The following is a 13,964-nucleotide window of genomic DNA, read 5'->3' as shown; positions in this document are numbered from 1 at the left end:
TAAGACTCTATTATCAGAGTATAGCAAGGATGTTCCTCGCTTATCTGGTCAGATGTTCTGACCTCCTTAAAAACAAGTTGTCAATGGCGAGAAAAAGGCAACCACTGTGATTATCCCTGTTGACTACAGAAAGCTCCGAAAAATCTTGGCAGAGCCAAAGACTGTAATAGTCGTAGCCGTCAATTGGGACGAGGTACTTGGCATTCCTCAGAGTCTCGTACTCTCCTCTAATATTGCTGTGAAGCAATTCTGGAAACAGTAGGGGGCAACTCCATGAATACCGAGCAATTGGGGCTAGACAGGAGAATCCCACGCGGTTCACCCGTGGGAGTGTCAAGAGTAGCTATTTCTCTGTAAATTTAGGGGAATTGATCGTCTTAATCAATGGCTGCATAGCGCCAGGGAACCGGATCAACCGCTTTGCCCTGGACATAGAGACCCCAATGCAGGTGCGGCCCAGTTGATGCTCCCGTTGCCCCCACCGCCCCAATCACTTGACCCGGTTGGACAAAATCCCCTTCCTTAACATCAATCCGGCTCAGGTGCATGAAAATACCCGCCACCCCCTGACCATGATCCAAACCAATAACATTGCCATGAATTTCAAATCCGTCAGATTCTCGTCCCACTAAGGCCACTCGTCCGGCTGCTGGAGCCACCACCGCCGATCCCGTTTCCCCACCATAATCTACGCCGCGATGGTAATAGTCTTTGGCAAACTCGCCATTGTAGTAGCGACGCACGCCATAAATGGTAGTAATTTCTCCGGCATTGGGACGTAAAAATGGGCCTTTCCAGTATTTTTCGGGAGTCACCAAGGCCTTAAACGCATCCACCCGATCAAATTCCTTATCCGTGCCGTTGAGTTCTTCTTTATCGGGAGGTAGCCAAATGGACTGGGTAGGAAAGGAGCGATCGCGCAACTGTACCGTTAAGTTTTGTAGCTGTGTCCCATCATTAATTTGTAAGGGTTTAGCCCCTGGCTGATCCAAAGGTGTCGTCGGTAATAAAGCCCGCACACGGTTTGGCCCAATGGCAAACATCGGGTAGGTTTTGCCCTGCCAAGTTACCTTCGGCGTCGCGGAAGTGGGGGACTCCAAGACCACAGACAAGGTATTCCCCAACTCCGGGGAGGTAGGATTTACCCGTACCTGGGCAGCCATTCCTGGCGCGGTAAGAACCACCCCAACAGTGATCAGGGCTAAAACCAAGGATTTTATCCACTCAGGGACTCTTATTCTCATCTTGATCTCTCTAAGGTTGACTGGTGATTAATCTTAAAATACCGCAGGAAAATCTTGGAACTTACGCCAGAATCTCTATAATTTTATTATCCTGAGAATTAGTAACAGTCTGTTACATTAAATAGTTTAGTTTAAAATCAACCGATGCCCGAAGACTTTCGTTTAATTGTAGATTTAGTTCTTGTCCTTGCCGCTGCAACTATTGGGGGACTTTTAGCCTCTTTACTGCGACAACCTGCGATTTTAGGATATTTGATTGGGGGGATCATTGTTGGCCCCGGTGGATTAGGAGTGATTAAAGAGTTAATTCAAGTTGAAACCCTAGCCCAATTTGGAGTGGCGTTTCTGCTATTTGCTTTAGGGGTAGAATTTTCTTTTGCTGAGTTAAAAAAAGTCCAAGGGATTAGTTTAGGAGGCGGTGGATTACAAATTGTCTTTACGATATTAATTACCGCCCTAACTATGGGGATTTTAGGTTGGGATACTTCTCCAATTCAAGGCATATTTTTAGGAGCAATTTTATCCCTATCTTCAACGGCTGTTGTCCTGAAATGTTTGATGGAACGCAATGAAATGGCGAGTCCTCAAGGACAGATCATGTTAGGAATTTTAGTCGTACAGGATTTAGCCTTGGGCTTAATGTTGGCGGTATTACCTGCTTTAAATCAACCTGAAGGCGGGGTGATTTTTGAAGCGGTAGGGCGATCGCTTTTATTAATTGGATTATTTGCATTAGGGGCAGTTATTGCAGGAATTTGGGTAATTCCTAAGTTATTACAATTTTTAGCAAAAACCGAAAGTAAAGAACTATTTTTATTAGGGGTTGTCGCCTTATGTTTGGGAATTGCACTGTTAACTGAACATTTAGGTTTTTCAATTGAAATGGGGGCTTTTGTAGCTGGGTTAATGATTTCTGAAGTGGAATATGCCGATCAAACCTTAACCTATGTTGAACCGATCAGGGATATTTTTGCTGCTTTATTTTTTGTGGCGGTAGGGATGTTAATTGATCCGATCTTTCTCTGGGAACATTTAGAACTAATTATTGGTTTAATGTTACTAATTGTCGCCGGAAAAACCTTAATTATTATTCCGATAGTTAAATTATTTGGCTATTCTTGGCGAACTTCAATTATCACCGGATTAGGATTAGCTCAAATTGGAGAATTTTCTTTTGTTTTAGCCAGTGCTGGACAAGGATTAGGGTTAGTTTCTCGACGGGTTTATTTATTAATTGTGGGGACAACGGCTTTAACCTTAATAATTACCCCTTTTATTTTGCAATTTGCCCCGAAATTATTAGATTGGATTGAGGAAAAATGGGATTTATCTAATCTTTTAGAAAATAGTCAAAAAATCACGAATATTTCTGAAGATTTACCGCAACAAAACCATATTATTGTCTGTGGATATGGTCGGGTTGGTCGTAATTTAGTTCAACTTTTACAAAGTCATAATTATGCGGTTATTGTCATAGATCAATCGGAAAAAACCGTACAGGAATTAAGAAATAATCAGATTCCTTATTTATATGGAAATGCAGCTAGTTTGCACGTTTTAGAAGCCGCTGGGGTGGATCGGGCGGCATCCATGGCGATCGCCCTTCCTGACCCCATGAGTACCCGATTATGCTTAAAAAGATCATTGGAATTTTCGCCTAATTTAGATGTAATTGTGATCGCAGATCGGGATAAGGACATTGAGTTACTATATCAATTAGGGGCGAAAGAAGTAGTACAACCCGAATTTGAAGCCAGTTTAGAATTATCAAATCATGTCTTAACAAAAATGGGGTTAGGAGGGGATAAAATTCAACAGGAAATGCAGAAAATTCGTCAAAGTCAGTATTCGGATTTTCGTCCAAAACAATCGGCTCAAGAAGTGGCGCGAGATTTACAGCAAGCTACCCAAGAAATGAATAGTAAATGGTATGCTTTACCTACTAATTCTCCTTTGATGGGAATGACTTTGGAAGAAAGCAATATCCGTCCGATGACGGGAATTAGTATCATGGCTATTCGACGCTTTACGGGAGAAGAAATTGATTATCCCGATGGTCAAGTTCGTTTGGAAAAAGATGATAAGTTATTGGTGGTGGGGGAAGCCGCCGCTTTAGAAACTTTGGATCAATTGGCGAAAGGGGAAGTCACAATTCCGGCGGAAAGTATTTCTTGTCAATGGTTAAATATTCCAGAAAATAGTCAGGTGATCGGTAAATCTTTATCTAAATTAGATTTAGCAAATCGGTTTGGGGTACAAGTTCAAGCCCTACGTCGGGAGGATAAATTTTATCGCTGGCCGAATCGAAGTTTGGATTTAGAAGCGGGCGATCGCCTATTATTATGTGGGAGTTTTCATGATTTAAACCAAGCCCGGAGAGAAATGATTCCAATTAATATTCCTCCTCTGAAAATTTTAAAGGAAATTGAGATAGTTGAAGGTTGATCGGCGGGTATTTTAAGATATTGAAAGGGGTGTAGGGGAGAAGATCTCATACACCCTAAACTTAAAATAATTGTCCCCCTCGAAAACGCCAGTAAGGAAATAAAATTCTCATCACACTTTGGGAAGTAATAAAAATAGCAATCCACACACAACTATAGTGGGAAATAAATATTCCTAAATTAAATTCTGATGCAGAAAGACCGGGTAAACTAATTGTTTTGATCAGAGTTACTAGAAATAAGGCTTCCCAAATTCCGGCTAATAGTTGAAAAGCACCTGGCCAATCTCGATCCCAGCGAAATTGTTGGATTTTGATATAGAGAATGTCCCAAAAAAAGCCAAAACAGGTAATATATCCTAAAACCCAAAAGTAAATTGATCGGGGTTGATCACCAATTTTTAGCCCCAAAAAGGCTAAGGTTACTAAAACACCAATGGTTGCAAATAAGAATAGACGAGTTTGCCAGCGTCCGATTAATGTTGGAGTCATGGGAGTAACAATTAAAAATTTTAGAGAATATTATTGTTAATTTTTATTAAAAATCCTGATCCGATATGGTTCTAATCAACTATAATAACATATTAGAATATTGATAGTATTGCACCCGGATTCAGCGCCCACTAGGATGGGCGTTTTTTTATTTTCAAATATATTGTAAGAGTGAAATCTATCATAATTGAGTTTTTAATTGTCAATTATCCTAATACTATTCGGTGAAATAACTATGTTAACTCGGTCGCCAATTTTAAATTGTTGTAACTGATCTTGATGCCAATTTTGTAGGCGAATAATCATTATAATTTTATCAGTTAAACGCACTCCATAACGGGTATCTGTTCCCAGATAAACAGATTCTTCTATTGTTCCTTCCCAGGTTTGTACATTTTGATAATTTCCTAAATTTTCATGGGTCTTAGGATAGATAGTTACTTTCTCAGGACGAATGACTAAATTAATTATTTGTCCTAGTATAATCGGTTGAGATACTGTCAAATAAATCTGGATTTGTTCATCAATTAAAGCAGTAATTTGTTGTGCTTTGGTTTCGGTTACTTTTGCCGTGAAAAAGTTAGTTTCTCCAATAAAATCAGCAACGAATTTAGTCTGAGGATATTCATAAATTTCCATCGGGTTTCCTACTTGTAATAATTCTCCATGATTCATAATTCCAATTCGATCAGATAGGGTTAGAGCTTCTTCTTGATCATGAGTAACGTAAACAAAAGTAATCCCTAATAGTTGCTGCATTTTTTTGAGTTCTAACTGCATTTCTTTTCGCAATTTTAAATCTAAAGCCCCCAAAGGTTCATCAAATAATAATACTTTTGGTTGTTTAACTAATGCTCTAGCTAAAGCGACTCGTTGTTGTTGTCCACCGGATAGTTGACGGGGATAACGAGTTTGAAAATCGGTTAATTTAACTAACGATAATGCTTCTAAAACTCTACTTTTAATTTGGGGACGGGGCAAATTTTCCATTTCTAGTCCAAAAGCTATATTTTCCGCGATGGTTAAATGGGGAAATAAGGCATAATTTTGAAAGACGGTATTAACTGGACGATGAAAGGGAGGACTATTTTTCATCGGTTGTTGATGAATTAAAATTTCCCCTGAAGTGGGATATTCAAATCCAGCAATCATTCTTAATGTTGTGGTTTTTCCACAACCAGATGGCCCTAATAAGGAGAAAAATTCTCCGGTTTTGATTTGCAAATTAAGTTGATTAACAGCTAAGAAATCCTTGCTATTTAATCCCTTAAATAATTTAGAAACGTTCAATAATTCAACAGCAGCATTCATGTTACCCATTACCCATTACCTATTACCCATTCCCCACACCCGCTTTAACTTCCGTCCAAGCTTGATCATATAATTGGGTGGCTTCTCCTACATCTTGGAGATATTGGAGCTTTTCAAAAACTTCTGGGGGAGGATAAATCCCAGGATTTTTTAAGTTTTCAGCGTCAATTAATTTTTGATCAATAGCAACTTTATTGGGGGAAGCATAATCAATGAAATTAGAGATTTTAGCACTATTTTCTGGTTCCAAAATAAAGTTAATAAAGGTTTCAGCGAGTTTTTTATTGGGTGCGCCTTTGGGAATAACCATATTATCCATCCCAATAATACTTCCCTCTTTGGGAATAACATATCGCAAATCGGGATTTTCTTTCATAACTTGAAAAATATCGCCACTATATTCCATGGTTAAATTAACTTCTCCTTGATTTAATAATTGTTGACCTGTATCGGGGGCAAAAGCGGCAATATTATCTTTATTTTTAATTAGGAAATCTTGGGCTTTTTTGATTTCTTCGGGGTTTTTTGTATTGGGACTATATCCCAAATATATTAAAACTGCTCCCATCGTATGGCGCATATCATCTAATAAAGCAACTTTACCTTTATATTTGGGATCAATTAAGGCTGACCAACTGTTAATTTCTTCTCCGGTTTTTTTAAGATTATAGCCAATTCCTAACGTGATCCATTGATAGGGAATACTATATTTGTTTCCTGGATCATAAGGAGGATTTAAAAATTTAGGTTCGACATTTTTAATATTAGCAATATTAGCCGAATCTAATTCTTCTAACATTTGCTCTTTTACCATAATTTTAACCATATAGTCAGGGGGAAATGCCACATCATAACCGGGGTTTCCGGCTTTTAATTTAGCATAAAGACTTTCGGCACTATCATAAGTATCATAATTAACTTTAACTTGATATTTTTGTTCAAAGGCTTTAATAACTTCTGGGTCAATATAGGTTGACCAGTTATAAATATTGAGAACATTTGCTGTAGGCGCAGTCGGGGGTGTGCTGGACTGATTAGCTGTGCAGCCAAAGGGTAAAAATACACCCAAACAAAATAGCAGAATTAAGGTTAAAATTCGTTTCATGTTCTATAAATTAATATCAACGTTTAGGGTGAGTTATGGATTGATTTATTTTAAACTTAATCGGTATAAATACAAGCAGTGCAAGTATCCTCCCTTACTATTTTACCTTAACTCCATCTTGTAATTTCAAAGATGATATTACCAAAAAAAGAGAAGCTAGTAACATTAAAGTTGAAATCGCATTAATAACTGGACTGACGGATAATTTAATCATTCCATATACAAATAAAGGTAGGGTAGTTGCACCTACTCCAGTTGTAAAAAAGGTGACAACAAAATCATCCAAGGAGATTGTAAAAGCTAATAATGCACCACTTAAAATAGCGGGGAAAATTAAGGGAAAGGTAATTCGCCAAAAGGTTTTCCATTCATTAGCTCCTAAATCTAATGCTGCTTCTTCTAAAGCTGGATCTAAGTCGGATAAACGCGCCCTAACCGTAATAGTAATGAAGGCAATACTAAAGGTGGCATGACTAATAATTACCGATGGTAAGCCTAAAGTCAAGTGAATTCCGGTAAGATTTTCTAGGATTCTAAAAACTAAGGTAAAAAAGACTAATAGGGAAACGCCTAATGTAATTTCAGGAATAATAATTGGTAATAATAATAATGCTTCTAATAATTTAGATCCTGGAAATCGAAAGCGCTCTAAAGCTAAGGCTACCATTGTTCCTAAAATGGAGGCTATTAAGGTGGAAGCGATCGCAATAATTAAACTATTTTGTAAGGAATTCCAGAGACTTTGGGTAGAAATATCGGCGGTACTTTCTGTTAAGCCACTGAATAACTTTTGATACCATTTTAACGTAAATCCTGTCCAATTTGAATTAAATCGAGAGTCATTAAAGGAATAAATGATTAAAATTAAAATCGGTAAATAAAGAAACGAAAAGACTAGGGTAGCCTGTATTTTTAATCCGGTTTCCCCCCAAGTATGAATAAAATTATCTAGGGTTTTAATATTCATAGTTTTAAGATAAATTATCTGTGTTAGAACTTCTAAAATAAATCATAACAGGAATTAATACTAATACCATTAATCCCATTGATAAAGCCGAGCCAAAGGGCCAATCTCGGGCTTGTAAAAATTGATTTTGAATTAAATTTCCAACCATAACTGTTTTTGCGCCTCCTAGAATATCCGGGGTAATAAATGCACCTAAAGCCGGGATAAAAACCAGAATAGATCCGGCGATAATTCCGGGTAAAGTTAGGGGTAAAATAATTCTAAAAAACGTTCTAATATGGTTTGCACCCAAATCTTGAGCCGCTTCAACTAAAGAAAAGTTTAATCGTTCAATGGTAGCATATAATGGTAGGATCATAAAGGGTAAATAACCATAAATTAAACCAACAATAACGGCAAAGGGAGTAAAAAGTAAATTCAGAGGTTCTTGAATTAAACTTAAACTTTGTAAAATGGTATTAATCATTCCTTCAGAACGAAGAATAATTATCCACGCATAGGTTCTAACTAGAAAGTTTGTCCAGAAAGGAATAATCACTAAAAATAATAACAGGTTTCGCCAACGGGTCGAAGAAGTGGCAATAAAAAAGGCTAAGGGATAACCAATAATTAAACAAATTAAGGTGGTTAAGGAGGCAAGTCCTAGCGATCGCCAAAAAATATTCAGGTATAAATCATTGACTAATCGTTGATAATTTTTTAAGGTAAATTCCCAGGTAACTCCCCCATAGGTTCCTCGTTCTAAAAAACTATAAACTAAGACAATAATCAGAGGAATAATAAAGAAAATTAGTAACCAAATTGTAGCAGGAAGTAATAGGATCAATAGGTTTCTGGTCTTTCGAGTTTCTAGGGTGGAAGGGGACTGTTTTTTGAGTAAAAAATCCATAAATTAAAATCAATAATATTGAATTAAATCGGTTATAACCTCAACAAATGACGAATAAAGGTTCAAGAGTTGATTTTAGCTCCAAGATCAGCTATGATGCAACCGGAAAACACTATCCAGCTAAAATTTGCTGTGAGTTGCCGTGCAAACGCTTCAAATACCCGAATCTGGTCATCCACTGGTCAAATCCCTATTTCATCATAAAGACCAGGAATTGTTAACTCTGTTTCAGAATTATCCTGATCAGGGGAAATACTTTGTTGCTATTTTCTGCCGTTACGGTTTAATTGTCTATACTTTAATTCGTCATTCAGTGCGATCGCCTGTACAAGCGGATTATTTATTCTCTCAAACCTGGCGACATATTTTTTATGAAATGCGTCCGTTAAATTTAAGAGAACAAGACAGCACAGAGGGGGGAAATACCCTACAAAATTGGTTAATTAATGTTACCGCAGTTTGTATTAATCAAGGGGAGTTACCTCCTGTGGAATCTATCCAATATTCTTTATCAGCAGCGCCTCCTCCTCTGTGGTGTTATGTCGGATTAGTGTTAGATAGAATGGAACCTTTATTAAGGTTAATTCTGGTAATGGCACAAACCTTTCATTGGAGTGAAACTCGAATTTCTGCTTATTTACAAGCTGAAGGTGAGTTGGTTTCTCCGAATGAAGTCAAAGAACTCTTAAAAGGAGGCTATCGCACCTTAGATGAAAGTTTACCTGCTGATATTCGGGAAATTTATTTCAATGAAAATAGCCCAATTTTTACCCCAGATCCCGATGTCAATCAACAGATTTTAAAGTCTTAAATTTAGAGGTGCGGTAGCCGAATCTAAATTAATTTAAAAATACCGATCCTGCTTCTGTAATATTCATGGATCTTGTATCAAGACTAAAATTGTTTGTGACTTCAAATTGCACTTCTAAAACTCCAGGAGAAGTTTGCTTAGGTATGACTAATAAAGAACCTCCATCCTGGCGTTGATAGGTAAGTGTAATTGGGGGTGAACCTTGGACTTGAATTGTGGCATTTTTGGCTAATAATTCTTGACGAGTTCCTCCAATTAGTTGATATTGAATGGGTGTATTACTGTTATTAATTAACTTAATAGTGACTATTCCATTTACAGCACCAACTCTCGCACTGGGTAAGGGAAATCTAGGGGGAAGATCATCTTTTTCTGAATTAGAGTTAGAATTGGGTTGGGTAGTTGCAGGGGCGGCTTGGGGTCGTGAGGGTTTCCCAGGAGGAGGGCCACCTGCTAAGGCGATCGCCGATAGACTTGTAAACACTTCACCAATAGCAAGTATTAAGACGATCAAACGGGATACAGTTGCTTTCATGATTCGTTGTCCTTTAATCTTTACAAAATTTATGATCAGTTGATGTGAACCAGTTTAAGCTAAATTATCAATTTAAGGATAGAATATTGATAATTGTTCTATAATCAATGTATCATCCTGATCCAATTTGCCCAAATAGGTAACAGGTTAAAACACAATATTGTGATCATTTTCCCTATGCAATTGCTCAAAAAATTTCCGATTTTTACTTTAGCATTGAGTGTTTTTATTATCTCGGTTTTGACACTTACACAACCGATATTCGCCTCTCGCCAGACTCATAGGTTAATTGCTCAATCTATGCCCATTATTCCCGCTAAAATTGTATTTCTAACCCCTCAAATTCCTTCTCAAACCATCATTAAACCATCTTTGAGTCTCAATCAAATCTCTCCTACCTTAGCCTCGAACTGGACAACTGATCACAGCAACAGCCCAATTAGAGGATGTAATTGTCCTCAGTGTCAGTTAACGGTTTAATTTGACTAAACTGTATTACTTCTGGTGTTAACTGAAATTAAAAACAACATCAGAAGTTTTCCAATGGGTAGCACTATAATAATTTAGATGCTTAACAACTTAACAGTTTTCAACTATAACCCTAAAGAGTTTTCTAATTGCTCTAAAATAATATCGGTTACAACTTTAATTCGATAACGACAGGCCATGGTTTCACTACAGGCGAAAGTTCCATTTTCCCAATATTTATTACTTCCCGCACCGCCCCCACAAACTCCAAAATATTCACAGGTTTCACTACATAATTTAATTCCTTCCTGCATATCTGCATAAATTTTCTGGAATTTTTCTGTATCACAAACTGATTCAAAACTATCTTTTAATACATTTCCTAAAATAAAATTGCCATAAGGTTCAATATTCACCGATAATAATTCGGGGTCAAAGGTAGAAAAATTCCCTTGATAATCAATATTAATTAAAACAAAAGGGTTATTCATATCCGTTTGGGTCAAACGGGTATTAGAATAAATTAAACCACAAATAGCTTCAAATTCTCTAAGGTTAAATTCTCCCTGCACTTCTGAGGTTAATTCCCAAAAACGCTGCATAAACGCACGATATTTTTCCGGTGTGCCAATTTCTTCTAAGGTAGATGATTGATTCACACCTTCAATTTCTTCTAAATTAAATCCCACATCATAAATTCCATTTTCCCTGAAAAAATTAAAGATTTCATCGGCATAATTAAGCGAATCTTGAGTAATAACGGAAATCACATAAAAAGGAATATCGTTTTTTTGTAAGAAAGAAATTCCTCGCATAGTTTGGGCGTGACTTCCTGTTCCCTTACGGGTTTGGCGATGGGCGTCATGGATAAATTCCGGCCCATCTAAACTCACCCCAACACAAATATTATGTTCTTGAATAAAATCACACCATTTTTGATTAATATATGTGCCATTTGTTTGAACTGAATGCCAAATTTTTGCTTGTTTTTGATTATATTTTTGATCGGCTTCTTGAATTAGTTGAAATGCCGATTCATAAAAAGAAATCGGAACCGCCAAAGGCTCTCCAGCGTGCCAACAAACGGTAAATTCATCACCGAGAAACGGAGAGGTGAAGATATTTTTAAAGATAGGTTCTATTAAATCTAAGGATAGGGTATTTTTCAAGTCTCGGTTAGGTAAATAACAATAATCACAATTGAGATTACAAAAAGATGTGCCTTGAATTACGACTAAATTAATCGGGCCAAATTTGCTAAGATCAATCTTTTTAGGATTTAATAAAGTTGGATTTGTCATTGATTTTAATAGATTTTAATAGATTTAAAAGGGTTAAAAAAAATCAGCGCTGCCTGAAATCGCAACGCCTTTTTTAAAACATGATAACATCTAAATAGAACTAACGGGAATTAATAAAGCGACCCCCATCACCCCAACCATTGCGCCAGTTATTCCCATTGCGCCAACTACCCCCATTTCCCCAGGAGCCGCCACCTCCGCGATTAATCCAGCCTCCCCGTCCTCCACCATTTCCCCAGGCTCCCCTGGCGATTTGTTCTCCGGGTTGTAGTGCTTCCGGTTTTTCTTGCAATTGATTTTCTCGCTGTTTTAAAGTCTCTGTGATTCTTGACAAACGGGACTCAATAGTTGTAGATTCAGGGGTTTTAACTGTAGCATTAGCCGCCGGAATATTTAAAGCACTTAGAGCCAAGAAAAAGCCAACTAATCCTATTTTTGTGCTAATTTCCAAAATGGTTACTCCTTTTATTAATAAATTTCATGGCACTATAGCATAAATTTTGATATCAATTGATTTAAAAAGGATAAAAAATTTACCGTTGGTCACGATCGCAACACCTTTTTCAAGATCAGGATAATATCTAAACAGAACTAACGGGAATTGATAAAACGGCCCCCATCGGCCCAACCATTGCGCCAGTTTCCACCGCCACCACGATTGACGAACCCACCACTACCATTCCCCCAGGCTCCGGCAATTTGTTCTCCTGGTTTTAGGACTTCCGGTTTTTCTTGTAATTGGTTTTCTCGCTCTCTTAAAGTCTCTGTAATTCTTGACAAACGGGACTCAATTGTTATAGAAACTGGGGTTTTAACTATAGCATTCGCCGTAGGAATATTTAAAGCGCCAAGAGCCAAGAAAAAGCCCACTAATCCAGTTTTTGTACTAATGTTCAAAATGGTTAATCCTTTTATTGATAATTTTTATTGCACTATAACATAAATTTTGATATAATCGGGTGGGTTTTCTTAAGAAAACTTGATTAAAGTTGTGTGAGGAAAAAAATGATTTTATCTAAAAAAATTGCGATCGCTGCTTTGGGTGCTGTTTTTTCCCTAAGTCTATCGAGTGCTGCATTTGCAGAAACAGTAATGGAAAAAGTAGCCCGAACTGGGGTATTAACCGCCGGAGTTCAGACGGATTTTATTCCCCTTTCCTATGTCAATGATCAGGATGAATTAGTTGGTTATTCCATTGATATTCTGAATCAAATTAAAGCCCAACTTGCCAAGGATTTAGGACGGGAAATTACTTTAGAACTGGTTCCGATTACCATCGGTGATCGGATTCCCAAGGTATTATCGCGGGATGTTGATATTGTCTGTGAGGATGTGACTTTTACCTGGAATCGCGATCGCTATGTCGATTTTTCTGTGAGTTATGGGGTTACAGGAACCCGGTTATTAGTTAAAAAAGGAAGTAATTTAGGCACACCAGAATCCTTAGTAAATCGGCAAATTGGTGTATTAGAAAATGGCAGCAGTGAATCAACTATACAAGTCGTACAACCCCAAGCCAAAATAGTCAAATTTAAGACTATTGGCGAGGGAATTGCCGCTTTAGAACAGGGTAAAATTGATGCTTTTGGTTCCGATGGGGTTTTGCTAGAAGGAGCTCGACAAACCCTCCCTAACCGTGATGCTTTAGAAGTAGTTCCTAATCTTCCCTATGCCCGGGAAGGAATTGCTTGTATTGTCCCTGAAAATAATTCTGCTTTTTTAGATCGGGTAAATTTTGCGATCGTAAAATTGATGCAAGGTTATGTCATGGGAGATAAAGAATCAGTGGCTATTGTCGATCAATGGTTTGGAAAAGATGGTGTGATCACAATAGATAATGATTTAATCAAAAATTACTTTCAAGGTGTGATTAACTCCAGGGAACAAATCAAACTTAACTAAGTAGGTGATTATAACTGTTCGTTGTTGCGCTTTAGCGCTCTCTAGTTAGGGGCTTTGCAGCAACAACAAACTTTTTTATCTGTTCAAATAATTATAAACATCTACTTACAACTAATAAAAATCATGAATGAAATTTTACTCTATAATCCCCATGCTGGAGATATCTTAGAACATGAATTTTTAGAAGAATTAGGAATTAATCAAAACACTTTGGCATCGGCAATTGATGTTGATTCTAATAAAATTCATGCTATTATTAAGGGAGAATGTCCAGTGACGGCTGAGATAGATTTATGCTTATGTCGTTATTTTGGACTTTCAGAAGGATATTTTTTAAGATTACAAAATACCTATGAAATTATGGAAGCTAAACGAAAATTAGGAGAAAAATTAAATCAGATTAACCCTTATTCCTATAGCCAGTAAATTCTTGATTGTATTATAAAAAGGGGGTTATGGGGTATCTATCGGGTAACAAATAGCGGTATTATAGAAG

General features: G+C 37.2%; 15 protein-coding genes. 5 read left to right on the top strand and 10 right to left on the bottom strand.

The genetic code is table 11. The annotated features are described in order from the left end of the window. Nucleotides 1-377: 377 nt before the first annotated feature. Nucleotides 378-1,244 (bottom strand): M23 family metallopeptidase, encoded by an 867-nt coding sequence (locus NMG86_RS13025; RefSeq protein WP_043938627.1) that lies wholly within the window; start codon nucleotides 1,242-1,244, stop codon nucleotides 378-380. A 144-nt stretch (nucleotides 1,245-1,388) separates the two neighbouring features. Between NMG86_RS13025 and NMG86_RS13020 the strand changes: the two genes are divergently transcribed. Continuing rightward, nucleotides 1,389-3,689: a cation:proton antiporter domain-containing protein gene (locus NMG86_RS13020; RefSeq protein WP_026797806.1), complete on the top strand. Its 2,301-nt coding sequence runs from the start codon at nucleotides 1,389-1,391 to the stop codon at nucleotides 3,687-3,689. A 61-nt stretch (nucleotides 3,690-3,750) separates the two neighbouring features. On the opposite strand, the gene NMG86_RS13015 is transcribed toward NMG86_RS13020, so the two are convergent. The 5 genes from NMG86_RS13015 to NMG86_RS12995 form a co-directional block, all read right to left on the bottom strand. After that, nucleotides 3,751-4,179: a hypothetical protein gene (locus NMG86_RS13015; protein WP_026786596.1), complete on the bottom strand. Its 429-nt coding sequence runs from the start codon at nucleotides 4,177-4,179 to the stop codon at nucleotides 3,751-3,753. Nucleotides 4,180-4,374: 195 nt separating this feature from the next. Beyond that, nucleotides 4,375-5,490: an ABC transporter ATP-binding protein gene (locus NMG86_RS13010; protein WP_026797805.1), complete on the bottom strand. Its 1,116-nt coding sequence runs from the start codon at nucleotides 5,488-5,490 to the stop codon at nucleotides 4,375-4,377. A gap of 22 nt (nucleotides 5,491-5,512) precedes the next feature. Beyond that, nucleotides 5,513-6,595: an ABC transporter substrate-binding protein gene (locus tag NMG86_RS13005; protein WP_026797804.1), complete on the bottom strand. Its 1,083-nt coding sequence runs from the start codon at nucleotides 6,593-6,595 to the stop codon at nucleotides 5,513-5,515. A gap of 97 nt (nucleotides 6,596-6,692) precedes the next feature. After that, nucleotides 6,693-7,562: an ABC transporter permease gene (locus NMG86_RS13000; RefSeq protein WP_043938630.1), complete on the bottom strand. Its 870-nt coding sequence runs from the start codon at nucleotides 7,560-7,562 to the stop codon at nucleotides 6,693-6,695. A gap of 4 nt (nucleotides 7,563-7,566) precedes the next feature. Next, nucleotides 7,567-8,451, bottom strand: a complete 885-nt coding sequence (locus NMG86_RS12995) for an ABC transporter permease (RefSeq protein WP_026797802.1) — start codon at nucleotides 8,449-8,451, stop codon at nucleotides 7,567-7,569. Nucleotides 8,452-8,593: 142 nt separating this feature from the next. Between NMG86_RS12995 and NMG86_RS12990 the strand changes: the two genes are divergently transcribed. After that, nucleotides 8,594-9,262 (top strand): hypothetical protein, encoded by a 669-nt coding sequence (locus NMG86_RS12990; protein WP_026794058.1) that lies wholly within the window; start codon nucleotides 8,594-8,596, stop codon nucleotides 9,260-9,262. Nucleotides 9,263-9,290: 28 nt separating this feature from the next. Here NMG86_RS12990 and NMG86_RS12985 read toward each other — a convergent pair whose 3' ends face one another. After that, nucleotides 9,291-9,797, bottom strand: a complete 507-nt coding sequence (locus NMG86_RS12985; protein ID WP_036842334.1) for a hypothetical protein — start codon at nucleotides 9,795-9,797, stop codon at nucleotides 9,291-9,293. A 177-nt stretch (nucleotides 9,798-9,974) separates the two neighbouring features. Here NMG86_RS12985 and NMG86_RS12980 point away from each other — a divergent pair, with 177 nt between their 5' ends. Beyond that, entirely contained in the window at nucleotides 9,975-10,277 is a 303-nt protein-coding gene (locus NMG86_RS12980) for a hypothetical protein (protein ID WP_026786602.1), read from the top strand. A gap of 113 nt (nucleotides 10,278-10,390) precedes the next feature. Here NMG86_RS12980 and grrM read toward each other — a convergent pair whose 3' ends face one another. The 3 genes from grrM to grrA (NMG86_RS12965) form a co-directional block, all read right to left on the bottom strand. Next, entirely contained in the window at nucleotides 10,391-11,566 is a 1,176-nt protein-coding gene (gene grrM / locus NMG86_RS12975) for a cyclophane-forming radical SAM/SPASM peptide maturase GrrM/OscB (protein ID WP_026794056.1), read from the bottom strand. 100 nt (nucleotides 11,567-11,666) lie between these two features. Further along, entirely contained in the window at nucleotides 11,667-12,017 is a 351-nt protein-coding gene (grrA, locus tag NMG86_RS12970; RefSeq protein WP_026786604.1) for a GrrA/OscA1 family cyclophane-containing rSAM-modified RiPP, read from the bottom strand. Between the two features lie 140 nt (nucleotides 12,018-12,157). After that, nucleotides 12,158-12,463 (bottom strand): GrrA/OscA1 family cyclophane-containing rSAM-modified RiPP, encoded by a 306-nt coding sequence (gene grrA, locus NMG86_RS12965; RefSeq protein WP_043938632.1) that lies wholly within the window; start codon nucleotides 12,461-12,463, stop codon nucleotides 12,158-12,160. Nucleotides 12,464-12,571: 108 nt separating this feature from the next. Here grrA (NMG86_RS12965) and grrP point away from each other — a divergent pair, with 108 nt between their 5' ends. Next, entirely contained in the window at nucleotides 12,572-13,468 is an 897-nt protein-coding gene (grrP, locus tag NMG86_RS12960; protein ID WP_036833627.1) for an extracellular substrate binding-like orphan protein GrrP, read from the top strand. Between the two features lie 123 nt (nucleotides 13,469-13,591). Next, nucleotides 13,592-13,894 (top strand): HigA family addiction module antitoxin, encoded by a 303-nt coding sequence (locus NMG86_RS12955; protein ID WP_026786606.1) that lies wholly within the window; start codon nucleotides 13,592-13,594, stop codon nucleotides 13,892-13,894. The last annotated feature ends 70 nt before the right edge of the window (nucleotides 13,895-13,964 follow it).

This window comes from Planktothrix rubescens CCAP 1459/22 (assembly GCA_904830895.1).
GTDB classification, from domain to species: Bacteria; Cyanobacteriota; Cyanobacteriia; order Cyanobacteriales; family Microcoleaceae; genus Planktothrix; species Planktothrix agardhii.
This window is presented reverse-complemented; position numbering and strand designations above follow the sequence as displayed.

Excerpts from the sequence above, each read along its gene's own strand:
- NMG86_RS13025 (WP_043938627.1), bottom strand. The coding sequence starts at position 1,244 with ATGAGAATAAGAGTCCCTGAGTGGATAAAATCCTTGGTTTTAGCCCTG.
- NMG86_RS13020 (WP_026797806.1), top strand. The coding sequence starts at position 1,389 with ATGCCCGAAGACTTTCGTTTAATTGTAGATTTAGTTCTTGTCCTTGCC.
- NMG86_RS13015 (WP_026786596.1), bottom strand. The coding sequence starts at position 4,179 with ATGACTCCAACATTAATCGGACGCTGGCAAACTCGTCTATTCTTATTT.
- NMG86_RS13010 (WP_026797805.1), bottom strand. The coding sequence starts at position 5,490 with ATGAATGCTGCTGTTGAATTATTGAACGTTTCTAAATTATTTAAGGGA.
- NMG86_RS13005 (WP_026797804.1), bottom strand. The coding sequence starts at position 6,595 with ATGAAACGAATTTTAACCTTAATTCTGCTATTTTGTTTGGGTGTATTT.
- NMG86_RS13000 (WP_043938630.1), bottom strand. The coding sequence starts at position 7,562 with ATGAATATTAAAACCCTAGATAATTTTATTCATACTTGGGGGGAAACC.
- NMG86_RS12995 (WP_026797802.1), bottom strand. The coding sequence starts at position 8,451 with ATGGATTTTTTACTCAAAAAACAGTCCCCTTCCACCCTAGAAACTCGA.
- NMG86_RS12985 (WP_036842334.1), bottom strand. The coding sequence starts at position 9,797 with ATGAAAGCAACTGTATCCCGTTTGATCGTCTTAATACTTGCTATTGGT.
- NMG86_RS12980 (WP_026786602.1), top strand. The coding sequence starts at position 9,975 with ATGCAATTGCTCAAAAAATTTCCGATTTTTACTTTAGCATTGAGTGTT.
- grrM (WP_026794056.1), bottom strand. The coding sequence starts at position 11,566 with ATGACAAATCCAACTTTATTAAATCCTAAAAAGATTGATCTTAGCAAA.
- grrP (WP_036833627.1), top strand. The coding sequence starts at position 12,572 with ATGATTTTATCTAAAAAAATTGCGATCGCTGCTTTGGGTGCTGTTTTT.
- NMG86_RS12955 (WP_026786606.1), top strand. The coding sequence starts at position 13,592 with ATGAATGAAATTTTACTCTATAATCCCCATGCTGGAGATATCTTAGAA.